This window comes from Aquabacterium sp. (assembly GCF_041915145.1).
In the GTDB taxonomy this organism is placed as follows: domain Bacteria; phylum Pseudomonadota; class Gammaproteobacteria; order Burkholderiales; family Burkholderiaceae_C; genus Aquabacterium.
Genome location: NZ_JAYSBZ010000052.1, coordinates 1 through 24,283, shown reverse-complemented (window position 1 = coordinate 24,283; position 24,283 = coordinate 1). Strand labels below are relative to the sequence as shown.

Sequence of the window (24,283 nt, the reverse complement as noted above, 5' to 3'; positions counted from 1 at the left end):
CGTGCACGAAGCTCATGCCCGAGGCTTCGATGACTTGTCCGCCGTGGTCGGTCTGGTCGCCGAGCACGATGAATGGTCTGCCCATGGCAGCACCCTCCCGAGTTTTGTTTTGTTTTGTGCAAACGCCCCTCGTGCATTGACGCAGCGCGCGTGCGCTGGCGGGGCGGTCAACGAGTCTAGCGGCGGGGGCCTTGGCGACGGCCCGCCCGAACGAGGGTGGGGGATGTTGCCGGGGAGCTTGCCGAAGGCTGCTTTGCCTCGAACATGCTGTAGCAGGCGTGTTCGTCGTCGAGTCCGAAACGCGCTGAGCAGAACATTGCAAAGCGTTGTCGCGCGTCTTCCGTCATCAGGCTCCATGGGCGCAAATCGCACTCGCCACATTGCGCAGTGTTCTCGAAAACGAACGTGAACGATGGCGCATGCTTGATGAACGGGTCATAGGCGACCTCGCCGTGCTCGCGATGGATTTCTTCGACGCCAACGAGGAGCGAGGACACGAGGATCAACGGGGCGATTGCCAGGGCGTAAGCGATGCGGCGATTCATTTTGTTGGCGGGCCGATCTTGAATTCTTTGCGAAGCATGTTCACCAAAATCATTCCGTGAGCACCCGGGCACGCGCGTCCTTCGCCGTTGCTGAGTTTCTGGAACTCACGATGCCCGCCGAGCATGGTGACAGGGAAGTGCCGCTGCAGTGTATTAACCAGGGCGAATAGCGCCTTGATTTGGTTTTCTTGGGGCTCGTCGTTCGCGGTGTCCAGTTGATCGGGCAACCATTTGAAGACCCCCCCGGACTTTGCCGAATGCCGACTGATTCGAGTACTCCTCTCGATAGGCTTCGCCATGTACGCTGAGGTCTGCCAGCATGACGATGCCGATCACACCGGTGTTGCCGCTGCTGATGTGTGCACCCTTTTGTCGAATATCCAGCGCCTCGTAAATCGTGCCGTCGCATGCGATTGCGTAGTGATAGCTGATGTGGCCATACGATGTTTGATCTATCTGCTCGGCCTTGCGAATTTGCGCAGCGCTGTCGGCTTGGCAAGAAAAGCTGTTGCCGGCGTGATGCAAGGCGATGCCGTGATGATTCCAGTCAGGACCGTCTGAGCTCTTGTTTGGCAGAGCCTTCCAGTCAGACCGCGTCTTGAAGACTTGCCCAGCGCGCCTGAGCGAAGCGATGATGGCTTGACGAGTTGCCGCTTGGTTGTCGAGCCGCACAGGAATCGCGCGAATATCAGTCTTCGATTTGAGTGCCAAAGAGGCCTGCGTTTCGAAGCCTGCGAGCTTCAGATCAGAGGCTGCCTGACGGGGCTCGGTGATCGAGTCGACGTCGAGCGATTGCCCGGTTGGTGAAGTGAAGGCGAATTGAACCTTTATCTGCTCCAGGTGAGGGGACTCAATCGCTTGCGTTAAACCGAGCGCGTCCGTGGCGCCGCGAACGGTGGAGCCATTTGTTCGAGTCACGACGTAATGGCTGCCTGGCAGGGGCTGATTCGTTGCAGCATCAAGCGCCTGAAATCGCAAGGCATAAACCGCATGGTCGATCTTGTCGCTACGCTTTGGCCTCGCCCTCAGCGGTTGCTGCACCGCCAACCCCTTGCCCACCTCGGCCTCCACATTCGGCCGCTGCGGTGCGGCGGGTGCGGCTGCGCTGCCGGCACCCGCCACACCCTGGCTGGCGATGAGGGTGGCGCCGCAGGCGCATTGGTCGCCGTGGCGGGCCACGGGTTGGCCATCGACGACCATGGTGGGGTCGCCGGTAACGATGACGGTGGTGTGGCCGTGGCCGCGCTTGGGGCAGGTGACCTTGTCGCCGACGCGCGCGATGCGCTTGCCGTGCACGAAGCTCATGCCCGAGGCTTCGATGACTTGTCCGCCGTGGTCGGTCTGGTCGCCGAGCACGATGAATGGTCTGCCCATGGCAGCACCCTCCCGAGTTTTGTTTTGTTGAGTGCGGGGCAGTCTAGCGCCCCGCTGCGCTGTCATCGGTTCACCATGACACCGCGTTGAGGTGCGGGTACGCTGTGCTCCTCAACGTCCACATCCAGGAGGCCCCCCTTGATCGCTCGCACCCACCATGTCGCCCGCCCCATCGCGGCTGCCGCGCTCTGCGCCATCACGGGCCTGACCCTGCCGCTCGCCGCGTTCGCCAACGAGGCGGTGCACGAGCAGACCTCCACCGCCGCCGACCGCGAGGCCACGGCCGTGACCGTCTACAACAGCGATCTCGCGCTGGTGAAAGAAGTGCGCCACGTGGATCTGGCCAGCGGCCTCAACCGGCTCTCGCTGCGCGAGGTGTCGGCCCAGATGCGGCCCGAGACGGCGCTGCTCAAGGCCACCACCGGCAAGCCGCTGGAGCTGGTGGAGCAGAACTTCGATTTCGACCTGCTCACGCCCGCCAAGCTGCTCGACAAATACGTGGGCCGCGAGGTGACGGTGATTCGCACCAACCCCGCCACGGGCACCGAGACGCGCGAGAAGGCCACGGTGCTGTCCGCCGGCCAGGGCACGGTGCTGCGCTTTGCCGACCGCATCGAGACCGGCGCGCCGGGTCGCCTGGCCTTCGACAACGTGCCTGCCAACCTGCGCGACCGCCCGACGCTGTCGGTGCTGCTCGACGCGGCGGGCGGCAAGCAGAACGTGGAGCTGTCCTACCTGACCAGCGGCCTGTCGTGGAACGCCGACTACGTGGCCAATTTGTCGAGCGACGGCACGAAGCTCGATCTATCGGGCTGGGTCACGCTGACCAACAAGAGCGGCACGGCATTCGACAACGCCACACTGCAGCTGGTGGCGGGCAACATCAACCGCGTGCAGGAGCGCGGCGGCGTGTTCCCGATGGCGGCGGCGCCGATGCGCGCCAAGGCGTATGAGGCCGCGCCACGCGAAGAAGCGCTGGGCGACAACCACCTCTACACCTTCGACCGCCCGACCTCGATCGCCGACAACCAGACCAAGCAGCTCGCACTGCTGTCGGCCGCCAACGTGCCCGTGAAGCGCGAATACCTGCTGACCGGCTCCGACTACTACTACCGCGAGGCGCAGCCCGGCCTGATCGGGCAGAAGCTCAAGCCCTCTGTGTTTGTTCAGTTCGACAACAAAAGCGACAACAAAGGCGGCGCGATGGGCAAGCCGCTGCCAGCCGGCGTGGTGCGCGTCTACGCCAAGGACAGCAAGGGCGCGGCGCAGTTCGTGGGCGAGGACCGCATCGAGCACACCGCCAAGAACGAGACCGTGCGGCTGCGCCTGGGCGAGGCCTTCGACATCACGGCCGACCGCAAGCAGACCAACTTCAAGCGCATCAGCGGCAACGCCAACAACTACGTGAGCGAAAGCAGCTACCGCATCGACCTGCGCAACGCCAAGGACGAAGCCGTGACCGTGCACGTGCTCGAAACCCTGCCGGGCGACTGGGAGGTGACGAGCGAGAGCGCCCGGCACGTGAAGGATTCGTCGCGCCAGCTCTCGTGGTTCATCACCGTGCCGGCCGGCGGCAGCGCCGCGCTCGATTACACGGCCCGCGTGCGCTGGTAAGCCGCAGCGGGCGCGCCCAGCGCATCGGGCGCGTAGAGCGCATGCCAGCTGACGTGGGTGAGCGCGTCGATGACGCGCTCGACCTCGGCCGGCGTCTTGTTGCCAAGCAGCTGATGGCAACTGCGCTCGAGCGCCCAGACCAGGATGTCCGACACCTCGGGTAGCGGCGCCGTGGCGCCCTTGGCGCGCGCCACGTCTTCAATGGTCTGGCGCGTCTGCTGCGCCATGAAATTCATCTTGTCGTAGAAGATGCGCGCCACCTCGGCGTCGTACGCTGCGGTTTCGACCGCCGCCAGCATCACGGCGCGATGCTGCTGGTAGGCATGCACCACACCGCTGATCGCGGCGCGCAAGTCGGCGCGGTCGGCCAGTTGCGGGCCTGACAGCCACCCCGCCACGGCTGCCAGCACCTCGCTCATCACCCGCTGCATCAAGGCCTGCACCAGCTCGCCCTTGTCGCGAAAGTGCAGATAGAACGTGGAGCGCGCGATGCCGGCCTCGCGGGCCAGCTCCTCCACGCTGACCGACGTGAAGCTCTGCCCAGCCGCGAGCAGACGCTCCATGGCCCCGAGCAGCAGCTCTTCGACGTTGGCGGCGGGCACGGCGGCGCGCGATTTGGCTCGGCGGGTGATGGACGGCATGGCGTGGGAGGTGGCAGGCTGGCGCGCAAAAAGCGCCGGGCATGTTAGCAAGCGAGGTGACGCGAACCAGCCCGCGCTGCAAGGGGAAAGCACCAAGACAAGCAGTCTGGACATTGTGTCCATTGATGGCAAATAATGCGCCCCATCAATCCATGGTGACCCGTCGTGAGGCAATCGCCGCCCTCGCCGCCTGAGCCTCCAGACGCCATGCCCGCTGCTTCGCCGCTTCGCCACCCGAACCCATCACGCCATGAATCTTCGACAAGCCTATCTCCTCACCTGCGCCGCCGGCGTGGCCCTGCTCGCCCTGAGCTACGGCGCCATGCCGGTGCAGAGCATGAAGCTGCTGTTCGGCATCACCGTGGCAGACGTCAACACCGCGCACATCCTGCGCGCCGTGATGGGGCTGTATCTGGCCATGGCGCTGTTCTGGGTGATCGGCGCACGCCGCGCCGAGTTGCGCCAGGCCGCGCTCTACAGCCAGCTCGCCTTCGTGGCGGGCCTGGGCGGCGGGCGCGTGGTGAGCTTGCTGACCGACGGCCTGCCGCACCCGTTGCTGCTGGCGTATCTGGTGGTCGAGGTGGTGTTCTCCGTGCTGACCTGGCTGATGATCCGGCGCCCCGACTGATCGACGCATCGCCCTGGTCACCCGTCAGTCAGGCTGTGTGCCTACACTGCCGGGATGCACACCCACGACCTCGGCGCCTGGCGCCACGACCACCAGTTCGACCGCGGCAACGCGGCCGCCGAACGCAGCACGCGCCTCGTGACCTGGATCACCCTCGCGATGATGGTGATCGAGATCGCGGCCGGCTGGTGGTTCAACTCGATGGCGCTGCTGGCCGACGGCTTTCACATGAGCTCGCACGCCATCGCCATCGGCCTGAGCGCCCTGGCCTACACCACGGCGCGGCGCCACGCGGGCGACCCCCGCTATGCCTTCGGCACCTGGAAGATCGAGGTGCTGGGCGGCTTTGCCAGCGCCGTGCTGCTGCTCGGCGTGGTGGCTCTGATGGCCGTCGGCTCGGTCGAGCGGCTGATTGCGCCGCAGCCCATCCACTACCGCGAGGCCATCATCATCGCCGTGATCGGCCTGCTGGTGAACCTGGTGTGCGCGCTGATCCTGGGCGACGCCCATCATCACGGCCACGACCATGGGCACGATCACGGGCATGGCCACCACGACGATCACCATCACGGTCACCCCCATGACCACCCCCACGACCACCAGCACGACCTCAACCTCAAGTCGGCCTACGTGCACGTGTTGGCCGACGCGGCCACCTCGGTGCTGGCCATCGGCGCGCTGGTGTGCGGCTGGCTGTGGGGCTGGAGCTGGCTCGACCCGGTGACCGGGCTGGTCGGCTCGGTGGTGGTGGCGCTGTGGGCCAAGAGCCTGATCGCCGACACCAGCAAGGTGCTGCTCGACCGCGAGATGGATCACCCCGTGGTGGACGAGATCCGCGAGGTGGTCGCCCGCCACGGCGCGGCCCGCCACACCGAGCTGACCGATCTGCATGTGTGGCGCGTCGGCCGGGCCGCCTACTCGTGCGCCCTCGGCGTGGTCACGCACGACCGCGCGCTCACCCCTGGGCAGATCCGCGCGTGGCTGGCCGAGCACGACGAGATCGTGCACGCCACCATCGAGATCCACCTCTGCGAAGCGGGCGAGTCCGAGACCGGCTGAGCGGCGCGGCGGCGGCGGGCGCGTCCACTATTTCACACCCCGCTCGAGCGCGCGCCCTCGGCGAGCCGCGACGGCGTTCAACGAGGGAGGCGGCGTACCGATACTGTTCGAGTCGCCCGCTGCCCCACCCCGATGCCCCCCGCCTTCCCCTCCTTCGTCACCGACGCCCGCCAAGGGCTCGATCGGCGCAGCCTGGGCGCGCGGCACCAGCGTCGCGTGGAACTGCTGTTGCTGCTGGGCAGCGGGTTGCTGATCGCGGTGGGGCTGGGCTGGGGCGGGTTCTTCGTGCTGCGAGGACAGTGGGCGATCACCCTGGTGGACGCGGTACTGATCGGTGCCGGGCTGGGCACGCTCGCACTGACCCGCCGCAAACGGATGTTGCCGGCGTCGCTGGTGCTGCTGGTCACCCTGTACATCGTGATCTGCGGCATCTGCCTGCTGCTCGACCTGCCCAGCGCGCAGGTGCCGCGCTCGACTCATCACTTCCTGATCGCGCTGGGCGTTTGCGCCCATTTGCTGTTGCGCAGCAACGAGCACCCCTGGCTGCATCACGGCGTGGCGCTGGGGTTCTTCGCCACCTTCCTGGTGCTGGCGAGCACCTCGGGCGGTCTGAGCACGGCCTACGCGCTGCCCGACTCGCTGCGCGTGGGCGGCACCTGGGTCAACAACGGGCTGTCGCTCATCACGCTGTACCTGGCGCTGCACCTGATGCAGGCCGACGTGGCCGCGCGCAACGCGCTCGAATCGGATCTGCGCGTGGCGCTCGTCGAAGGCCAGTTCGTGCTGCATTACCAGCCGCAAGTCGGCGAGCACGGCGAGGTGATCGGCGCCGAGGCGCTGGTGCGCTGGCAGCACCCGCAGCGCGGCCTGGTGCTGCCCGGCGAGTTCATTCCGCTGGCCGAGCAGACCGGCCTGATCCTGCCGCTGGGCGACTGGGTGCTCAAGCAGGCCTGCACGCAGTTGATGGCGTGGGCGCGGCAGCCGCACACGGCGCACCTGATGCTCGCCGTGAACGTGAGCGCGCGACAGTTTCGCCAGCCCGACTTCGTGGCGCAGGTGCTGAGCGTGGTCGAGCGCAGCGGCGTGCCCGCGCACCGGCTCAAGCTGGAGCTCACCGAGAGCATGCTCGTCAACGACGTCGAAGACATCATCGCCAAGATGACCGCGCTCAAGGCGCACGGCGTGGGCTTCTCGCTCGACGACTTCGGCACCGGCTACTCGTCGCTCGCCTACCTCAAGCGCCTGCCGCTCGACCAGCTGAAGATCGACCAGGCCTTCGTGCGCGACCTGCTCACCGACGCCAACGAGGCGGCCATCGCCCGCACCGTGGTCAACCTGGGCCGCGACCTCGGCCTCAACGTGATCGCCGAGGGCGTCGAGACCGCCGAGCAGCACGATCACCTCGCGCGCCTGGGCTGCCACGCCTTTCAGGGCTACCTCTTCGGCAAGCCGCTGCCGGCGGACGGCTTCATGGCCTACATCGATCGCCGCGCAAGCCGCTAGCAGCCCTCCATTTCGAGACACGGTGTGGCCTTTGGCCTACTCTCATGATGTGCATCAGGGACTCGGCTTGACGCGGTTTTGCCGCCGCGCTCATGATGTTGCAGTGCGTCAAAACCGTCTTTCGCTGTCATGAACAACAAACGAGTCGCCTGGGGTCTGGGCGTGGTGGCCCTGCTGGGCGCGGCCGGCTGGGCCACCTGGGTCAACCTGCATCGCGATCGCGTGCCCGACGGCCTGATGCGGGCCAACGGCCGGCTCGAAGTCGAGCGCATTGAAATCGCCGCCAAATACCCCGGCCGCATCATCGAGTTGCCGATCAAAGAGGGCGACCTCGTGAAGGCCGGCGACGTGGTCGCGCGGCAAGACAGCACCGAGCTGGTGGCACAGCGCGCTGCCGTCGAGGCCGCCCGCCAGCGCGCCGAGCAGGCCATGGCCCGTGCCGGCGCCGAGACCGAGGTGCGCAAGGTGCAGGCGCGCATCGCCCAGCTCGAACTCGACCACACCGCCAAGCTGCGGCAGGACGCGCTGGTGTCGGGCGCCGAGCTCGAGCGCCGCACCGCGCAGCGCGACGGCGAGCAGGCCGGCGTGAAGGTGGCCACCGCCGCCATCGGCGAAGCCACCGCCGCCCGCGCCGAGGCCGAGGCCCAGATGAAGCGCATCGACGTGGCGATCGACGACATGACGCTGCGCGCGCCGGTGGCCGGCCGCATCGAATACCGCGTGGTCGAACCCGGCTCGGTGATCCCGTCGGGCGGACGCGTGGCCACGCTGCTCGACATCAGCAACGTCTACATGACGGTCTTCCTGCCCACCTCGATCGCCGGCAAGCTGCAGGTGGGTGACGAGGCGCGCATCGTGCTCGACGCCGCCAAGCAGTTCGTGGTGCCGGCGCGCGTGTCCTTCGTGGCCGCCGAGGCGCAGTTCACGCCCAAGTACGTCGAGACCGCCACCGAGCGCGACAAGCTGATGTACCGCGTCAAGCTCAGCGTGCCGGTGGACGTGGCGCAGCACTACGCGGCCTACGTGAAGGCCGGGCTGACCGGCAACGGCTTCGTCCGCATCGACCCGGCAGCCGCCTGGCCCGCCGAGCTCGCCGTGAAACTGCCGCCCCAGACGCCGCAACAGACGCCGACGCCGATACCGACACAGACAGCGCCCGCGCCATGAACGCCGTCGAGATCGACGATCTCTCGCACCGCTACACCAACCACGGCACGCGCCCCGCGCTGGCGCACGTCTCGCTGAAGCTGCCGGCCGGGCGCACCATCGGCCTCGTGGGGCCGGACGGCGTGGGCAAATCGACCCTGCTGGCCATCATCGCCGGCGTCAAGGCCATCCAGCGCGGCCGCGTGCAGGTGCTGGGCGGCGACGTGGCCGACGCGCGCTTTCGCCAGCAGCTCGCGCCGCGCGTGGCCTTCATGCCGCAGGGGCTGGGCCGCAACCTCTACCCCACGCTGTCGGTGGGCGAGAACATCGACTTCTTCGCGCGGCTGTTCGGCCAGGGCGCGGCCGAGCGCGAGGCGCGCATCCAGCGCCTGCTCGACGCCACCGGCCTCGCGCCGTTTCGCGACCGCCCCGCCGGCAAGCTCTCGGGCGGCATGAAGCAAAAGCTCGGGCTGTGCTGCTCGCTGGTCCACGACCCCGACCTGCTGATCCTCGACGAACCCACCACCGGCGTGGACCCGCTCTCGCGCCGGCAGTTCTGGAGCCTCGTCGAAGCCCTGCGCGCCGAGCGCCCCGGCATGACGGTGATCGTGGCCACGGCGTATATGGAAGAAGCCGAGCGCTTCGACCATCTCGTGGCGATGGACGACGGCCGCGTGCTGGCCTGCGACGCCACCGCCGCCGTGCTGCAAGCCGCCGGCGCCACCACGCTGGAGGCCGCCTACGTGGCCCTGCTGCCGCCCGACAAGCGCGGCAGCGGCGAGCCGCTGGTGATCCCGCCGCGCCCCGCCGCCGACGGCCCGCCCGCCATCGAGGCCGAGCACCTGACGCGCCGCTTCGGCGACTTCGTGGCGGTGAACGACGTGAGCTTTCGCATCGAGCGCGGCGAGATCTTCGGCTTCCTGGGCAGCAACGGCTGCGGCAAGACGACGACGATGAAGATGCTCACCGGCCTGCTCGACATCTCGGCCGGGCGCGCGCAACTGCTGGGCCAGCCCATCAACGCCGGCGACCTGGCCACCCGCATGCGCGTGGGCTATATGTCGCAGTCGTTCTCGCTCTACGAAGAGCTCAGCGTGCGGCAGAACCTGGAGCTGCACGCCAAGCTCTACCAGCTCGAAGGCCCGGCCGCCGCGCAGGCCATCGAGCAGGGGCTGCAACGCTTCGACCTCGTCGAGCACGCCGAGGCCGCGCCGAACCAGCTCTCGCTGGGCATCCGCCAGCGCCTGCAGCTCGCCGCCGCCTGCCTGCACCGGCCCGAAGTGCTGATCCTCGACGAGCCCACCTCGGGCGTGGACCCGGCCGCGCGCGACCTGTTCTGGCGCCAGCTGGGCCAGCTCTCGCGCGACGACCACGTCACCATCTTCGTCTCGACGCATTTCATGAACGAGGCCGAGCGCTGCGACCGCATCTCGCTGATGCACCGCGGCACTGTGCTGGCTGTGGGCACGCCGCAGGCCCTGCGCGACAGCCGCCAGGCCGACACGCTCGAAGCCGCGTTCATCACCTACCTCGAAGAGGCCGACGACACCGTGCAAGCCGCGCGCGCCGCGGCCACGGCCGACGCCGCGCCGGATGCGCCCGACGCGCCTGCATCATCAACCGCATCATCAACCGCATCATCAACCGCATCATCAACCGCATCATCAACCGCATCCTCAGCCGCCTCGGCCAACGCCGTGGCGCCGCGCGGCGCACGGCCTCGCCCGGCCGCGCACCCGCTGGCCTGGCTGCACGCGTGGCTGGCCGGCGTGTGGGCCTTTGCCCGGCGCGAGAGCATGGAGCTCAAGCGCGACCCGATCCGCCTGACCTTCGCGCTGCTGGGGCCGATCATCCTGCTCGTCACCGCCGCGTGGGCCATTTCGTTCGACATCGAGAACGTGGCCTTCGCGGTGCTCGACCACGACCAGAGCTTCGACAGCCGGCGCTTCATCGAGCATTTCGAGGGCTCGCGCTACTTCGTGCAGCGCCAGCCGCTGCGCGACGCGGCCGAGATCACGCCGCGACTGCAATCGCACAGCGTGGTGCTGGTGATCGAGATCCCGCCCAGCTTCGGCCGCGACCTGATCGCCGGCCGCCACCCCGAGGTCGGCTTTTTCGTGGACGGCGCGCAGCCCTTCACGGCCGAGAACGTGCGCGGCTACGCGCGCGGCATCGTGCTCGAACACGCCATGCGCCTGGCCGCCGACACGCCGGGCGTCACCGCCACCAGCCTGCCGCAACTGCCCGCCAGCCTGCAGCCGCGCTACACCTACAACCAGGACTTCCGCAGCATCTACGCCTTCACGCCGGGGTTGCTGATGCTGGCGCTCATCATCATCCCGACCATGCTCACGGCACTGGGCGTGGTGCGCGAAAAAGAGATGGGCTCGATCATCAACCTCTACGCCTCGCCGGCCAGCGTCGGGCAGTTTCTGGTCGGCAAGCAACTGCCTTACGTGGGGCTGGCGATGCTGAGTTACCTGACGCTGGTGTTCCTGAGCGTGACGCTGCTCGGCGTGCCGCTCAAGGGCAGCTTCATCGCGCTCACGCTCGGCGCGCTGTGCTTCGTGTTCGCGGCCACGGCGCTGGGCCTGCTGGTCTCGGCGTTCTTCAAGTCGCAGGTGGGGGCCACCTTCGCCACCGCCATCCTGTGCCTGATCCCGTCGGTCAACTTCTCGGGGCTGCTCTACCCCGTTTCAACGCTGACCGGCGCGGCGCTGTGGGTGGGCAAGGGCTTTCCGTCGTCGTGGTTCCAGCTCATCAGCCTGGGCGCCTTCACCAAGGGCCTGGGTATCGGCAGCTTCGGGCCGATGTACGCCGCGCTGATCGGCTTCGGCCTGTTGTACTTGTTCAGCGCGCGCGCCGCCGTGCGCAAGCAGGAGGCCTGATGAAGCGCTGGCTGCTCAACGTGGCGCGGCTGTCGGTCAAGGAGCTGCGCAGCCTGTTCGGCGACGTGCCCCTGATGGCGCTGATCCTGTTCGCCTTCTCGGTGGCCATCTACAGCACGGCCAAGGGCGTGAAGGCCGAGGTGGCCAACGCCTCGGTGGCCATCATCGACGGCGACCACTCGGCGCTGTCGCGCCGCCTGCGCGACGCCATCCAGCCGCCCTACTTCAAGCCGCCGGTCGATATCGACCGCGGGCAGGTGGACGCCGCGCTCGACCGCGGCGACTACATCTTCATCCTCGACATCCCGCCGAACTTCGAGGCCGACGTGATCGCGGGCCGCGCGCCGTCCGTCGCGCTGCAGGTGGACGCCACCGCGATGACGCAGGCCGGCCTGGGCGTGGTCTACCTCAACGAGATCATGCTGCGCGAGATGCTCGACTTCCTCAACGCGCGCGGCATCGAGGCCCGGCTGCCCACGCGCTCGGTGACGCGCGTGCTGTTCAACCCCAACAACCAGGGCCACTGGTTCACCGGCGTGATGCAGATCGTCACCAACGTGACGGTGCTGGCGATCATCCTGGTGGGCGCGGCGGTGATCCGCGAGCGCGAGCACGGCACCATCGAGCACCTGCTGGTGATGCCGGTGCGCCCGAGCGAGATCGCGATGGCCAAGATCGCGGCCAACGGCGGCGTGATCCTGCTGGCGGTGATGCTGTCGCTGTGGTTCGTGGTGCATCTGGTGCTCGACGTGCCGCTGGCCGCGCCGCTGGGGCAGTCGCTGGGCCTGTTCCTGCTGGGCACGGCGCTGTATCTGTTCGCCGTGACCGCGCTGGGCATCTTGCTGGCGACCCTCGCGTCGTCCATGCCGCAGTTCGGCTTGCTGGCGGCGCCGGTGTATGTGGTGCTGTACTTGCTATCGGGCGCTGCCACGCCGGTTGAGAGCATGCCCGCATCCATTCAAGGCATCGTGCAGTTCTCGCCCACCACGCAATTCGTCAAGCTCACGCAGGCGGTGGTGTACCGTGGGGCGGGGCTGGACGTGGTCTGGCCGCACCTGCTGATGGTGAGCGGCGCGGGCGCGCTGTTCCTCTTCATCGCCCTGACACGCTTTCGTTCAATGCTGGCCCGGCAAGGTTGATCACTCTTTACCGATTGAGGTTTCATCATGGCCACCCGTAAAGCCGCCACCGCTACCACCTCGGCTCGAACCCCGACTGCCCGCAAGCGCAGCACCCCCGCCACGCGCACCGAGGCGAGCGCCAAGCCGGCACGACCGTCTCGCGCGGTGACGCGCCCCGCCCCGGAGTTCACGCCGGTGACGCCGCTGGCCCGCACGCCGGCCGTGCCGTTGACGCCCCAGCCGGGCGACGTGGACCACTCGCTGCAAGAGGCCTATGCCACGCTCGACCGCACCTATCGCGCGCGGCTGGGGCACCTCACCGGCGGCTTGTCGCCCATCCAGACCACGCTGGCCTACCTCGATTGGGCCTGGCACCTGATGGCCGCGCCCGGCAAGCAGCTGGAGCTGTGGCACGCCGCCGCGCTGGACGCCGAGCAGGTGGCCCACAAGCTGGTGGCCGACGCGCAAGCCGCGCCTGAAGCTGCCGAGTCCGAGCCGCGCTACAACCCGCGTCAACCCGGCGTGCCCAAGGACAAGCGCTTCAACCACCCCGGCTGGGCGCACTGGCCGTTCAACATGTATGCGCAGAACTTCCTGGCGCTGGAGCGCGCCTGGGACCGCGCCACGCATCACATTCCGGGCATGAGCCGCAAGACCGAGCGCACCGCGTCGTTCGCCGCGCGGCAGTTGCTCGACATGGTCTCGCCCAACAACGTGCCGTGGCTCAACCCCCAGGTGCTGCAAGTGGCCGCCGACGAGCACGGCCAGAACTTCGTGCGCGGCCTGCGCAACTGGGCCGACGACATGCAGCGCTCGGTGCGCGGCCTGCCGCCCGAAGGCGTCGAGGCCTTCAAGGTCGGCGAGAACGTGGCCGTCACGCCCGGCAAGGTGGTCTACCAGAACGACCTGATGGAGCTGATCCAGTACAGCCCCACCACCGAGAAGGTGCATGCCGAGCCGGTGCTGATCGTGCCGGCCTGGATCATGAAGTACTACATCCTCGACCTGTCGCCCGAGAACTCGCTGGTGAAGTACCTGGTCGACCAGGGACACACGGTGTTCATGATCTCGTGGAAGAACCCCACCTCGATCGACCGCGACCGCGGCATGGACGACTACCGCCGCCTGGGCGTGATGGCGGCCATCGACACGGTGTCCGAGATCGTGCCGAACCAGAAGATCCACGCCGCCGGCTACTGCCTGGGCGGCACGATGCTGATGATCGCGGCCGCCACCATGGGCCGCGAGGGCGACCACCGCCTGGGCTCGATGACGCTGCTGGCCGCGCAAGGCGACTTCACCGAAGCCGGCGAGCTGCTGCTGTTCATCAACGAGAGCGAGGTCTCGCTGATCGAGGCCATGATGTGGGAGCAAGGCGTGCTCGAAGGCAAGCAGATGGCCGGTGCCTTCCAGTTGCTGCGCTCGAACGACCTGATCTGGTCGCGCATGCTCAAGGAATACATGCTGGGCCGCCGCGACGCGCCCAACGACCTGATGGCCTGGAACGCCGACACCACGCGCATGCCCTATCGCATGCACAGCGAATACCTCAACAAGCTCTTCTTGCGCAACGAGCTGGCCACCGGCCACTACGAGGTGGACGGCGCGCCGATCTGGTTCACCGACATCCACGTGCCCTGCTTCGCCGTGGGCACCGACACCGACCACGTCGCGCCCTGGAAGTCGGTCTACAAGATGCACCTGCTGCCGGTCGACATGACCTTCGTGCTGACCAGCGGCGGGCACAACGCCGGCATCGTCAGCCAGATCGAGAACTCGCACCGCCACTACCGCATCGAGCACCGCCCGGCCGACCAGCCGTATGAGCCGCCCGAGACCTGGAAGGAACACGCCCCGCGCGTCGAAGGCTCGTGGTGGCCAGCGTGGCACCAGTGGCTGGCCGCGCATTCGAGCGGCCAGGTCGCGCCGCCGCGCATGGGCCTCAACGGCAACCAGAACCTGCCCGACGCCCCGGGCAGCTACGTGCTCGAAGCCTGATCGGACGCCCGCCATGAACCACCTCAACCCGGCGCCGCTCGTGCTTGAAAACCGCACCTTCGACGAGATCGAAGTGGGCGAATCGGCCCGCCTCACGCGCACCCTCACCAAAGACGACATCGAGCTCTTCGCCGTGCTCAGCGGCGACGTCAACCCGGCGCACCTCGACGAGGCCTACGCCCGCGAGACGCCGTTTCACAAGGTCATCGCCCACGGCATGTGGGGCGGCACGCTGATCAGCAACGTGCTGGGCACCAAGCTACCCGGCCCCGGCACCATCTATCTGAGCCAGCAGCTGAAGTTCTTGCGCCCGGTGGGGCTGGGCGACGTGATCACGGTCACGGTGCAGGCCGTCGAGAAGCGCGCCGACAAGCACATCGTGGTGTTCGACTGCACCTGCACCAACGCCGAAGGCAAGCCCGTCATCACCGGCGTGGCCGAGGTGATGGCGCCCACCGAGAAGGTGCGCCGCGAGGTGCCCCCGCTGCCCGAGGTGCGCTTGAAGCGGCACGCGCGCTTCGACCGCCTGCTCGAAGTCTGCAAGGACCGCCCGGCCGTGCGTACCGCCGTGGTCTACCCCTGCGACGACACCTCGCTGATCGGCGCCGTCGAAGCCGCCGAGGCCGGGCTGCTGCAACCCATCCTGATCGGGCCGGCCAGCGCCATTCAACGCGTCGCGCAAGCCAACCAGCTCGACATCAGCAAGCTGGAGCTGATCGACGTGAGCACCCCCAGCCTGGCCGCCGAGCGCGGCGTGGCGCTGGTGCGCTCGGGCGACGCCGCCGCGTTGATGAAGGGCAGCCTGCACACCGACGAACTGCTGCACGCCGCCATGCACCGCGAGCACGGCCTGCGCACCGGCCGCCGCGTCAGCCACGCCTACGTGATGGACGTGCCCGACTACCCGCGCCCGCTGATCATCACCGACGCGGCCATCAACATCCTGCCCACGCTCGACGAGAAGCGCGACATCGTGCAGAACGCCATCGACTTGGCGCATGTGCTGAGCATCGACGCACCCCGCGTGGCCATCTTGTCGGCCGTTGAAACCGTGAGCAGCAAGCTCAGCTCCACGCTCGACGCCGCCGCGCTGTGCAAGATGGCCGACCGGGGCCAGATCAAGGGCGGCGTGCTCGACGGTCCGCTGGCCTTCGACAACGCCGTGAGCCTGGCGGCGGCGCACACCAAGCACATCGAGTCGCCCGTGGCCGGTCAGGCCGACGTGCTGGTGGTGCCCAACCTCGAAGCCGGCAACATGCTGGCCAAGCAGCTCACCTTCCTGGCCAACGCCGACGCCGCCGGCATCGTGCTCGGTGCGCGTGCGCCGATCATCCTGACCAGCCGCGCCGACGACGAACGCACCCGCATCGCCTCCGCCGCCATCGCCGTGCTGCTGGCCACCTCGCCCACCTGGGCCGCCGCGCAAGGCCACGCGGGCGACTAAGCTGCCCACGTTGACCGCCTCACTCCGCCCTCGCTCGAATCGATCATGTCCGTGACCCGCCTGCCCCTGCTGCCCACCACCTTGCTGACCGTGAGCGCCCTGAGCGTCCTGGCCGCCTGCACCACGGTCGAGGTGAAGGTGGACCCGGGGGTGGCGGTGCCCGCCGCGTTCGCCGCGGCAAGCGGCGCGGCGGGCGGCACGACCACCGACCTGGCCCGCTGGTGGGACGGCGTGGGTGACCCCACCTTGACTCGCCTGATCGACAGCGGCCTGCAAGCCAACACCGACATCCGCATGGCCCTCGACCGCGTGAAGGAAGCGCGCGCCGTGGTCACGCAGGCCGAGTCGGCCCTGTACCCCACCATCGAGGCGGTCGGCGGCGTGGCCAAGACCAAGCTGGATCAGCGCGTGCCCAGCGGCAGCCTGCCCGGCATCACGCTGCCCAACGGCACGCAGTTGCCGCCGGTCTCCACCGCGCAATTGCCGGTGCCGCTGCCGAGCAACGTCTCGCTGCCCATGACCTCGCTGGGCACGGGCGGTCTGGCTGCGGCCTGGGAGGTGGACATCTTCGGCGCGCGCCGCAGCGATGCCGAGGCGGCCCGCCAGGCCGCGCTGGGCTACGAAGAACGCCTGCACGGCGCGCAGATGATGGTGGTGTCCGACATCGCCACCAACTACTTCGAGGCCCGCAGCATCGAGCGCCGCCGCGACGTGCTCGCACGCAGCATCGCCACCGCGCAACGCCTGCAGCGCTACGCCGAAGGCCGCTTCGAGGCCGGGCAGGCCAATCGATCCGACATCGACCGCGCCCGCAGCATCGTCGAGGCCCTGCAGTCGCAGCGCCAACCGCTCGACTTGCTGCTGGGCACCCGCTTGCGTCGCCTGGCCGTGCTGACCGGTCAGCCGCCGCAATCGCTAACCAGTCTGCCTACCGGCACCACCGACCTGCCCGCGCTCGACGCCCTGCCACGCGTGCTGCCGTCTGACGTGCTGGAGCGCCGCCCCGATGTGCGCGGCAGCGCCAACGTCGTGCGCGCGCAAGCCGCGCGGCTGGGCGGCGCCAAGGCCGAGCTGTTCCCCAAGTTCACCATCGGCTTTCTGGCGCAAGACGGCCACATCGACATCTCGGGCGTCGGCACCACCGGCGGCACCTTCACCTCGTGGGGCGTGGGCGTGACGCTGCCGCTGTTCGAGGCCGGTCGCATCCGCGCCAACATCGCCGCGCAAGACGCCCGGCTCGATGCCGCCGCCGCGCAATACGAGCAGGCCGTGCTGAACGCGCTCGAAGACGTCGAGAACGCCTACAGCGCCCGCCACGCGCTCGACGCCCGCGCCACGCTGCTGGCGCAGTCCACCCGCAGCGCGCAAGACAGCGCCCGCCACGCCGACCGCCTGTTCGACGAAGGCACCGGCCTGCTGCAACCCGTGCTCGAAGCGCAGCTGCGCGCGCTGCAAAGCGAGGACGATCTGATCCAGGCCGAAACGGCCCGCGCCGTCACCACCGTGCTGCTCTACAAGGCGATCGGCGGTGGTTGGGTGCCGGGCAAGGTCTGAGCGGGCGGCGCCACTGCCTGCCCCGGTAAGCCGCACTTAATCTGCCGGCGCCACGATGACACCACTAGGAGGTGTCACATGCGACGCTGGATCAAGATTCTTTGCTGGGCAGCGCTGCTGCCGTTGAGCGCGGCCACCACGGCGGCGCAAGCCGCTGGCCCCACGACCGGGCCGGCCACCGACAAGCTGGCCGAATACGCCGCGCAAGCCGGCACGCCGGGCAACGCAGCGCGCGGCCAAACGTTCTTCACGCAGAAGCACGGCCGCGAGTGGAGTTGCGCCTCGTGCCACCAGAGCCCGCCCAGCACGCCGGGCCGCCACGCCAGCACCGGCAAGACGCTGCAGCCGCTGGCGCCCGCCTTCAACCCCGAGCGCTTCACCGACGCGCGCAAGACCGAGAAGTGGTTTCGCCGCAATTGCCAGGACGTGCTGCAACGCGAATGCAGCGCCCGTGAAAAGGCCGACGTGATGGCCTACCTGATCAGCATCCAGTGAGGCGAGCCATGACCCACCACACCACTTCAGCCCATCGATCCAGACGCGGCCCCGCGTGGCTGGCAGCCGCCTTGCTGCTGGGCGTCGGCGCGCTGATTGCGAGCGGCGTGAGCCGCGCGGACGACGACGATGATGACGAACACGAGCACCGCGACCGCGCGCCGCAATCGGCCCAGATGGTCAGCAGCCCGGGCTACAAGCTCTATCAACAAGAGTGCGCCGGCTGCCACCTGGCCTACCCGCCCGGCATGCTGCCGCCGGCCTCGTGGCAACGCATCATGGGCTCGCTCGACAAGCACTACGGCACCAACGCCGCGCTCGACGCGCCCACGGTGCGCGAGCTGAGCGCCTGGCTGGCTACACAAGCCAAGACCGCGCCGAGCCGACGCACCGCCGAAGCGCCGCCGCAAGACCGCATCACGCGCTCGGCGTGGTTCGTGCACGAGCACGACGAGATCGGCGCGCGCGTCTGGCAGCGGCCGTCGATCAAGAGCGCGGCCAATTGCATGGCCTGCCACGCGCAGCGCGCCGATGGTCAGCCCAATTTCAGCGAACACGCCGTTCGCATCCCCAAACAGTGAGCCTGTCATGAACACCACCGTTTCACCGCTGCCGTCCACCCCGGTCGCGTCCCCATCCACGGCCACGCGACGCCGCCTGCTCATCGACGCCCCGACGCGCGTCTTCCACTGGCTGCTGGCCGCCTCGTTCGCCGGCGCCTACCTCACCGGCGAGGGCGAGCGCTGGCGCCTGGTGCACATCACGCTGGGCTACACGATGGCCGGGCTGATCGGCTTTCGCCTCGTGTGGGGCCTGATCGGCCCGCCGCAGGCGCGCTGGTCGGCGCAGTGGCGCAAGCTGCGCGCCCTGCCCGAGGTGTGGCGCGGCTGGCGCGCCGGGCGCCCCCTGGCGTCAATCTGGTTGCAGACGCAGCACGTGGCCAACACGCTGGCGATCTGGGCGCTGCTGGGGCTCAGCGTGCTCAGCGCGGCCAATGGCTACGCCACCTACGCCGAGATCGGCGGCGAGTGGATGAGCGAGTTCCACGAGTTCACCGCCAACGCCGCGCTGGCCACCGTGTTCGGGCACCTGGGCCTGATCGTCGTCAGCAGCGTGCTGCGCCAGACCAATCTGGTCGCCACGATGATCACCGGACGCCAGCCGGGCGCGGGGCCCGACGTGGTCAAGCGCAACCGCATCTGGCTGGGTCTGCTCATCGCGATGGCGGTGGCCGGCTACTGGGTATACGCTTGGCAGACCGCGCCGGCGGCCGACCCCACGGCGGTCACGCACTCGCAGCGCGGCCACGATGACGACTGAAGCCCTTAACTGACTCACCATGCGCGTCCTGCTCGCTGAAGACGACCCCCTGCTGGGCGACGGCCTGTGCGCCGGCCTGCGCCAGCTCGGCTTCGCGGTCGATTGGGTGCGCGACGGCGTGGCCGCCGAGCGCGAGCTGTGCAGCGGCAGCTACGCCGCCGCCGTGCTCGACCTCGGCCTGCCCCGGCAAGACGGGCTCGACGTGCTGCGCGCCGCGCGCGCCCAGGGCCTCGCCACGCCGGTGCTGGTGCTCACCGCACGCGACGCCGTGCCGCAGCGCGTGCAGGGGCTCGACCTCGGCGCCGACGACTACGTGATCAAGCCCATCGACCTGAGCGAGCTGGCGGCCCGGCTGCGCGCGCTGGTACGCCGCGCCCACGGCCAGGTGCAAGACGAACTGCATGCCCGCGACGTGGTGCTGCAACCGGCCACGCGCCGCGTGCTGCAAGACGGGCAGGAGGTGACCCTGTCCACCCGCGAGTTCGACCTGCTGCAGGCGCTGATGCTCGGCGCCGGCCGCGTGCTCACGCGCGAGCAGCTCGAACAGCATCTCTACAGCTGGGGCCACGAGGTCGAGAGCAACGCCGTCGAGGTGCACATCCACCGGCTGCGGCGCAAGCTGGGCACCGAGCTGATCCAGACCGTGCGCGGCGTGGGCTACGCCATCGCCACCGGGGCCGCGGCGTGATGCGCTCGCTGCAAGGCCGCCTGCTGGCGGGCGTGCTGGGCGTGGCCGTGGCGGTGTGGCTGCTGGCCGCGGCCTGGACGTGGTTCGGCGCGCAGCACGAGCTCGACGAACTGCTCGACGGCCACCTCGCCCAGGCGGCCGCGCTCGTCATCAGCCGGCAGTCCGAAGGCGGCGAACGCGATCACCATCGCGGACACAGCCGCGGCCATGCCGACGACGACGATGACGACCCGCGCCACCCCGCCGCCACGCTGCACCGCTACGCCCCGCGCGTGGCCTTCCAGGTCTGGCAGGACGGCCAGCTCGTGGCGCGCTCGGGCACCGCGCCCGAGCAACCCTTCGCCACCGCCGCGAGCGGCTTCAGCAGCGTCGAGCACGATGGCGTGCGCTGGCGCGTGTTCGGCGCGCCGGGCCGCGACCCGGGCTCGCAGGTGTGGGTCGGCGAGCGGCTGGACGCGCGCGACGCCATCTTGCGCGCCGTGCTGCGCGGCCAGCTCGCGCCGCTGGCGCTGGCCCTGCCGTTGCTGGGTCTGGCCGTGTGGGTGGCCGTGCGCGCCAGCCTCGGCCCGCTGCGCGAATTGCGCCAGGCCGTGATCGAGCGCGCCCCGCAGGCCACCACGGCCTTGAACCTGCCCCAGGCGCCGGCCGAGCTCGCGCCACTCGTGGCGGCGCTCAACGAGCTGTTCGCGCGCATCGCCCAGCTCATCGAAGCCGAGCGCCGCTTCACTGCCGACGCCGCGCACGAGTTGCGCACGCCCATCGCCGCCATCCGCATGCAGGCCCAGGTGGCGCAGGCGGCCACGCAAGACGCCGAGCGACAGCGCGCGCTGTCGGCCACGCTGACCGGCTGCGATCGCGCGGCGCACCTCGTCGAGCAATTGCTCACGCTGGCCCGCGTGGAGGGCAGCGACGGCGCGCCCGCCCCGCAAGCGCTCGACCTCGCCGCCCTGGCGCGACGCGTGGCGGCCGAGGTGGCCCCGCAGGCGCTGGCCCGGCGCCAACAGCTCGAACTGCACGCCGACCAGCCCAGTGCCGTGGTCGGGCACGAGGCCTTGCTGAGCGTGCTGCTGCGCAACTTGCTCGACAATGCCTGCCGCTACAGCCCCGCTGGCGCACGCATCGAATTGCGCATTGATGCCCACGCGGGCCAGCCCCGTTGCCAGGTGGCCGACAGCGGCCCCGGCCTGAGCGACGCCGACCGCGCCCGCCTCGGCGAGCGCTTCTTCCGCGTGCTCGGCAACGAGCAGCCCGGCAGCGGCCTGGGTTGGTCCATCGTGCGGCGCGTCGCGCAGTTACACGGCCTGCAGATCGACGTGGCGCGCTCACCCGCGCTCGGCGGCTTGCAGGTCACGCTGACCTGGCCGGTCGCCATGCCCTCATCCACCACGACAACATGAACAACGACCCCGGTTTCCCGTCCGTCCACCCGCTGCTCGCCCAGGACGACCACGAAGAAGACACCCCCGAGCGCCACGCCGCCGCGCGGCGCAGCACGCTGGTCAGCGTGGTCGTCAACCTGGTGCTCTCGGCCGTGCAGATCGTGATCGGCCTGTTCTCGGCCTCGCAGGGCCTGGTGGCCGACGGCATCCATTCGCTGTCCGACCTGCTGGCCGACTTCGTGGTGCTGTTTGCCTCGCACCACAGCCGCAAGGAAGCCGACGACGACCACCCGCACGGCCACCAGCGCTTCGAGAACGCCGCCTCGCTGGCCCTCGGCGGCCTGCTGCTCGCGGTGGGCGTGGGCATGCTCTGGTCGGCCGCCAACAAGCTGCAGGCGCCGCACGCCGTGAGCCAGGTGCACACCGTGGCGCTGTGGGTGGCGCTGGGCGCCCTGGTGGCCAAGGAGCTGCTGTTTCGCTACATGCTGCGCGTGGGCGAGCGGCTGCGCTCGAGCATGCTGATCGCCAACGCCTGGCACGCCCGCTCCGACGCGGCTTCGTCGCTCGTGGTGGCGGTGGGCATCGGCGGCAACCTGCTGGGCTACACGCTGCTCGACCCCGTCTCGGCGCTGATCGTCGGGCTGATGGTGAGCAAGATGGGCTGGAGCTTCGCGTGGGACGCGCTGCACGACCTGATGGACCGCGCCGCCAGCGATGAAGACATCGAAAAGATCCGCGCCGAGCTGCTCGCCACGCCTGGCGTGCTGGGCCTGCACGATCTGCGCACCCGCAAGATGGGCGACCTGATCGCGGTGGACGTGCACCTCGAGATCGACGGCACGCTCAACGTCGAGCAAGGCCACGACATCGCCGCGGCCGCCGCCGCGCAAGCCAAGGCCCGGCTGCCGATGGTGCTGCGCGTGATGACCCACGTCGACCCGGTGCGCGTGCGTCGCGCCGAATTTGATCTACCGCAATAAAGACGTGGGTTGGGCGCCACGGCCCGGGCAAGGTATGAAAACATTCGGCCCATGCTCAAGCCCGTACGCAACGAAGACCTCCGCACCGACGGCAAACCGTGCTCACAGTGCACGGTGCATCTGCTGGCTGCTCCGGCTGGGGTGCCTTTGCTGCCGCTGTCCGCCGCCGACCAGCCGCGCCCCCTGGCCCTCGAACCCGACGCCGAGCTGTACACCGAAGGCTCGCCAGGCGCCACGCTCTACGCGGTCTGCCGCGGCATGGTCAAGCTGACCCGCCGACTGCCCAACGGCACGCAGCGCATCGTGCGCGTGCTGCGCGAGGGCGACGTCATGGGGCTCGAACTGCTCGTCAATGGCCGCTATCACCACACCGCCAGCTGCCTGGGCCGCACCACCGTGTGCCCTGCAAGCGCGCTGACCCTGCAAGAAATGGCGCAAGTCCAGCCCGAGCGCTATGCCCGGCTCCTGCAACGCTGGCAGGGCATCGTTGACGAGGCCGACCTCGTCATCACCCAGCTCTCGACCGGCGGCGCGCGCGGCCGCGTGGCGCGCCTGCTGCTGCACCTCGCGGCGCGCAGTCAAGAAGGCCAATGCCACTCGCTCACCCGCGAAGACATGGGCGCGCTGCTCGGCCTCACCACCGAGACCACCAGCCGCGTGATGGCCGCCTTCAAGCGCGACGGCGCCGTGCGCGAAAGCCGCGGCCGCCTGCAATGCGACACGCAAGCCCTGCAGCCCTACGCCAACGAGTGAGCCTTTGAGCGGCGGCGCGCTCAGCGCCGCACCACCAACAGCCCCTTGAGGTATTCGCCCTCGGGGAAGGTGACCGTGGTCGGGTGGTCGGGCGAGGCTTCGAGCCGCTTGACGATGTAGCCGTCCACCTCGGCGTCCATGCCGGCGCCGGCCACGATCTTGTGGAACAGGTCCGGCCCCACGCCGCCCGAGCACGAGAAGGTCAGCAGCAGGCCGCCCTCGTTGAGCAACTTGAAAGCCAGGCGGTTGATGTCCTTGTAGGCGCGCGCCGCGCGGTCGGCGTGCGCCGCGCTGGGTGCGAACTTGGGCGGATCGAGCACGATGGCGTCGAAGCGCTGGCCGTCTTTCAAGAACTGGCGCAACGTGCCGTTCACGTCGGCGTCGAGCGCGGTGTGGCGCGCGGCGCCGAAGCCGTTCAGGGCGACGTGCGCCGTGGCCCGCGCCAGCGCCGGGGCCGACGAATCGACGCTGGTCACGTCGGTCGCGCCGCCGGCCAACGCCGCCACGCTGAAGCCACCGGTGTAGCTGTAGCAGTTGAGCACGCGCTGGCAGCCGAACTGCTTGACCAGGTCGGCAAACAGCTTGCGGTTGTCGCGCTGGTCGAGGTAGTAGCCGGTCTTGTGGCCCTCGGCCACGTCGAGCGTGAGGCGCCAGCCATGCTCGCGAATGGTCACCTCGGTGTCGCCCTCGCCGCGCAACCAGCCGGCCACGGGCGTCAGGCCTTCGAGGCCGCGCACGGCGGAGTCCGATCGCTCGTAGAGCCGCGCGCAGCCGGTGGCCGCCACCAGCGCGTCGGCGATCACGCCTTTCCAGCGCTCGGGGCCGGCGCTCAGGAATTGCGCGCTGAGCACGTCGCCGTAGCGATCGACGATCAGGCCGGGCAGGCCATCGGCCTCGCCGTGGATCAGCCGCACGCCGTCGCTGTGCGCGGCAATGCCCAACCGCTCGCGCAGCTTCAGGGCCTGCGCGATGCGGCGCTCGAAAAACGCCGCATCGATGCGCTCTGCCTCGTCGAAGCTCCAGGCCCGCACGCGGATCTGGCTCTCGGGGCTGTACGCCGCCCACGCCAGAAAGCACCCGTCGTGCGACTCGACGCGCACCGTCTCGCCCGCGTCCGCCTTGCCTTTTTCAATGCTGCCCTGGAACACCCAGG

At 69.2% G+C, this 24,283-nt stretch carries 21 protein-coding genes; 17 read left to right on the top strand and 4 right to left on the bottom strand.

The genetic code is table 11. The features are described 5' to 3' along the window. Window positions 1-176: 176 nt before the first annotated feature. Window positions 177-545: a hypothetical protein gene (locus ACE3SS_RS10630; RefSeq protein WP_374593702.1), complete on the bottom strand. Its 369-nt coding sequence runs from the start codon at window positions 543-545 to the stop codon at window positions 177-179. Window positions 546-698: 153 nt separating this feature from the next. After that, window positions 699-1,919: a PAAR domain-containing protein gene (locus tag ACE3SS_RS10625; protein ID WP_374593700.1), complete on the bottom strand. Its 1,221-nt coding sequence runs from the start codon at window positions 1,917-1,919 to the stop codon at window positions 699-701. A 138-nt stretch (window positions 1,920-2,057) separates the two neighbouring features. Between ACE3SS_RS10625 and ACE3SS_RS10620 the strand changes: the two genes are divergently transcribed. Continuing rightward, window positions 2,058-3,533: a DUF4139 domain-containing protein gene (locus ACE3SS_RS10620; protein WP_374593698.1), complete on the top strand. Its 1,476-nt coding sequence runs from the start codon at window positions 2,058-2,060 to the stop codon at window positions 3,531-3,533. Here the strand turns inward: ACE3SS_RS10620 and ACE3SS_RS10615 are convergent. Next, a complete protein-coding gene (locus ACE3SS_RS10615; RefSeq protein ID WP_374593696.1) occupies window positions 3,509-4,174 on the bottom strand; it encodes a TetR/AcrR family transcriptional regulator in 666 nt (221 codons plus the stop codon). The genes ACE3SS_RS10620 and ACE3SS_RS10615 overlap by 25 nt on opposite strands. A gap of 250 nt (window positions 4,175-4,424) precedes the next feature. Here ACE3SS_RS10615 and ACE3SS_RS10610 point away from each other — a divergent pair, with 250 nt between their 5' ends. The 16 genes from ACE3SS_RS10610 (at window position 4,425) to ACE3SS_RS10535 (ending at window position 23,130) form a co-directional block, all read left to right on the top strand. Continuing rightward, window positions 4,425-4,802: a DUF4345 domain-containing protein gene (locus ACE3SS_RS10610; protein WP_374593694.1), complete on the top strand. Its 378-nt coding sequence runs from the start codon at window positions 4,425-4,427 to the stop codon at window positions 4,800-4,802. 54 nt (window positions 4,803-4,856) lie between these two features. Beyond that, a complete protein-coding gene (dmeF, locus tag ACE3SS_RS10605; RefSeq protein WP_374593692.1) occupies window positions 4,857-5,861 on the top strand; it encodes a CDF family Co(II)/Ni(II) efflux transporter DmeF in 1,005 nt (334 codons plus the stop codon). 132 nt (window positions 5,862-5,993) lie between these two features. After that, window positions 5,994-7,364 (top strand): putative bifunctional diguanylate cyclase/phosphodiesterase, encoded by a 1,371-nt coding sequence (locus tag ACE3SS_RS10600; protein ID WP_374593690.1) that lies wholly within the window; start codon window positions 5,994-5,996, stop codon window positions 7,362-7,364. A 129-nt stretch (window positions 7,365-7,493) separates the two neighbouring features. Continuing rightward, a complete protein-coding gene (locus ACE3SS_RS10595; protein ID WP_374593688.1) occupies window positions 7,494-8,531 on the top strand; it encodes an HlyD family secretion protein in 1,038 nt (345 codons plus the stop codon). Beyond that, on the top strand, window positions 8,528-11,398 hold the full coding sequence (rbbA, locus tag ACE3SS_RS10590; RefSeq protein WP_374593686.1) for a ribosome-associated ATPase/putative transporter RbbA: 2,871 nt from the start codon (window positions 8,528-8,530) through the stop codon (window positions 11,396-11,398). Before ACE3SS_RS10595 ends, rbbA begins: the two co-directional genes overlap by 4 nt. Then, a complete protein-coding gene (locus tag ACE3SS_RS10585; protein ID WP_374593684.1) occupies window positions 11,398-12,537 on the top strand; it encodes an ABC transporter permease in 1,140 nt (379 codons plus the stop codon). Before rbbA ends, ACE3SS_RS10585 begins: the two co-directional genes overlap by 1 nt. Window positions 12,538-12,564: 27 nt before the next feature. Continuing rightward, window positions 12,565-14,517 carry a PHA/PHB synthase family protein gene (locus ACE3SS_RS10580; RefSeq protein WP_374593683.1) on the top strand — a complete coding sequence of 651 codons (1,953 nt, stop codon included), beginning with the start codon at window positions 12,565-12,567 and terminating at the stop codon, window positions 14,515-14,517. Window positions 14,518-14,530: 13 nt separating this feature from the next. Beyond that, a complete protein-coding gene (locus tag ACE3SS_RS10575) occupies window positions 14,531-15,961 on the top strand; it encodes a bifunctional enoyl-CoA hydratase/phosphate acetyltransferase (protein WP_374593681.1) in 1,431 nt (476 codons plus the stop codon). 45 nt (window positions 15,962-16,006) lie between these two features. Continuing rightward, window positions 16,007-17,515 carry an efflux transporter outer membrane subunit gene (locus tag ACE3SS_RS10570; protein WP_374593679.1) on the top strand — a complete coding sequence of 503 codons (1,509 nt, stop codon included), beginning with the start codon at window positions 16,007-16,009 and terminating at the stop codon, window positions 17,513-17,515. A gap of 78 nt (window positions 17,516-17,593) precedes the next feature. Then, window positions 17,594-18,010, top strand: coding sequence for a DUF1924 domain-containing protein (locus ACE3SS_RS10565; RefSeq protein WP_374593677.1), 417 nt, complete (start codon window positions 17,594-17,596; stop codon window positions 18,008-18,010). 8 nt (window positions 18,011-18,018) lie between these two features. Continuing rightward, window positions 18,019-18,591 carry a diheme cytochrome c gene (locus ACE3SS_RS10560; RefSeq protein WP_374593675.1) on the top strand — a complete coding sequence of 191 codons (573 nt, stop codon included), beginning with the start codon at window positions 18,019-18,021 and terminating at the stop codon, window positions 18,589-18,591. 7 nt (window positions 18,592-18,598) lie between these two features. After that, window positions 18,599-19,330, top strand: a complete 732-nt coding sequence (locus ACE3SS_RS10555) for a cytochrome b/b6 domain-containing protein (protein WP_374593673.1) — start codon at window positions 18,599-18,601, stop codon at window positions 19,328-19,330. Window positions 19,331-19,349: 19 nt separating this feature from the next. Next, entirely contained in the window at window positions 19,350-20,018 is a 669-nt protein-coding gene (locus ACE3SS_RS10550; protein ID WP_374593671.1) for a winged helix-turn-helix domain-containing protein, read from the top strand. Next, window positions 20,018-21,415, top strand: coding sequence for an ATP-binding protein (locus tag ACE3SS_RS10545; RefSeq protein ID WP_374593704.1), 1,398 nt, complete (start codon window positions 20,018-20,020; stop codon window positions 21,413-21,415). Before ACE3SS_RS10550 ends, ACE3SS_RS10545 begins: the two co-directional genes overlap by 1 nt. Beyond that, window positions 21,412-22,377, top strand: coding sequence for a cation diffusion facilitator family transporter (locus ACE3SS_RS10540; protein ID WP_374593669.1), 966 nt, complete (start codon window positions 21,412-21,414; stop codon window positions 22,375-22,377). Before ACE3SS_RS10545 ends, ACE3SS_RS10540 begins: the two co-directional genes overlap by 4 nt. A gap of 51 nt (window positions 22,378-22,428) precedes the next feature. After that, window positions 22,429-23,130 (top strand): Crp/Fnr family transcriptional regulator, encoded by a 702-nt coding sequence (locus ACE3SS_RS10535; protein ID WP_374593667.1) that lies wholly within the window; start codon window positions 22,429-22,431, stop codon window positions 23,128-23,130. 20 nt (window positions 23,131-23,150) lie between these two features. On the opposite strand, the gene ACE3SS_RS10530 is transcribed toward ACE3SS_RS10535, so the two are convergent. Further along, window positions 23,151-24,283, bottom strand: a 1,133-nt coding sequence (locus ACE3SS_RS10530) for a class I SAM-dependent rRNA methyltransferase (RefSeq protein WP_374593665.1), incomplete at its 5' end; no start/stop codon positions are given.

Excerpts from the sequence above, each read along its gene's own strand:
- ACE3SS_RS10630 (WP_374593702.1), bottom strand. The coding sequence starts at position 545 with ATGAATCGCCGCATCGCTTACGCCCTGGCAATCGCCCCGTTGATCCTC.
- ACE3SS_RS10625 (WP_374593700.1), bottom strand. The coding sequence starts at position 1,919 with ATGGGCAGACCATTCATCGTGCTCGGCGACCAGACCGACCACGGCGGA.
- ACE3SS_RS10615 (WP_374593696.1), bottom strand. The coding sequence starts at position 4,174 with ATGCCGTCCATCACCCGCCGAGCCAAATCGCGCGCCGCCGTGCCCGCC.
- ACE3SS_RS10610 (WP_374593694.1), top strand. The coding sequence starts at position 4,425 with ATGAATCTTCGACAAGCCTATCTCCTCACCTGCGCCGCCGGCGTGGCC.
- dmeF (WP_374593692.1), top strand. The coding sequence starts at position 4,857 with ATGCACACCCACGACCTCGGCGCCTGGCGCCACGACCACCAGTTCGAC.
- ACE3SS_RS10600 (WP_374593690.1), top strand. The coding sequence starts at position 5,994 with ATGCCCCCCGCCTTCCCCTCCTTCGTCACCGACGCCCGCCAAGGGCTC.
- ACE3SS_RS10595 (WP_374593688.1), top strand. The coding sequence starts at position 7,494 with ATGAACAACAAACGAGTCGCCTGGGGTCTGGGCGTGGTGGCCCTGCTG.
- rbbA (WP_374593686.1), top strand. The coding sequence starts at position 8,528 with ATGAACGCCGTCGAGATCGACGATCTCTCGCACCGCTACACCAACCAC.
- ACE3SS_RS10585 (WP_374593684.1), top strand. The coding sequence starts at position 11,398 with ATGAAGCGCTGGCTGCTCAACGTGGCGCGGCTGTCGGTCAAGGAGCTG.
- ACE3SS_RS10580 (WP_374593683.1), top strand. The coding sequence starts at position 12,565 with ATGGCCACCCGTAAAGCCGCCACCGCTACCACCTCGGCTCGAACCCCG.
- ACE3SS_RS10575 (WP_374593681.1), top strand. The coding sequence starts at position 14,531 with ATGAACCACCTCAACCCGGCGCCGCTCGTGCTTGAAAACCGCACCTTC.
- ACE3SS_RS10570 (WP_374593679.1), top strand. The coding sequence starts at position 16,007 with ATGTCCGTGACCCGCCTGCCCCTGCTGCCCACCACCTTGCTGACCGTG.
- ACE3SS_RS10565 (WP_374593677.1), top strand. The coding sequence starts at position 17,594 with ATGCGACGCTGGATCAAGATTCTTTGCTGGGCAGCGCTGCTGCCGTTG.
- ACE3SS_RS10560 (WP_374593675.1), top strand. The coding sequence starts at position 18,019 with ATGACCCACCACACCACTTCAGCCCATCGATCCAGACGCGGCCCCGCG.
- ACE3SS_RS10555 (WP_374593673.1), top strand. The coding sequence starts at position 18,599 with ATGAACACCACCGTTTCACCGCTGCCGTCCACCCCGGTCGCGTCCCCA.
- ACE3SS_RS10550 (WP_374593671.1), top strand. The coding sequence starts at position 19,350 with ATGCGCGTCCTGCTCGCTGAAGACGACCCCCTGCTGGGCGACGGCCTG.
- ACE3SS_RS10545 (WP_374593704.1), top strand. The coding sequence starts at position 20,018 with ATGCGCTCGCTGCAAGGCCGCCTGCTGGCGGGCGTGCTGGGCGTGGCC.
- ACE3SS_RS10540 (WP_374593669.1), top strand. The coding sequence starts at position 21,412 with ATGAACAACGACCCCGGTTTCCCGTCCGTCCACCCGCTGCTCGCCCAG.
- ACE3SS_RS10535 (WP_374593667.1), top strand. The coding sequence starts at position 22,429 with ATGCTCAAGCCCGTACGCAACGAAGACCTCCGCACCGACGGCAAACCG.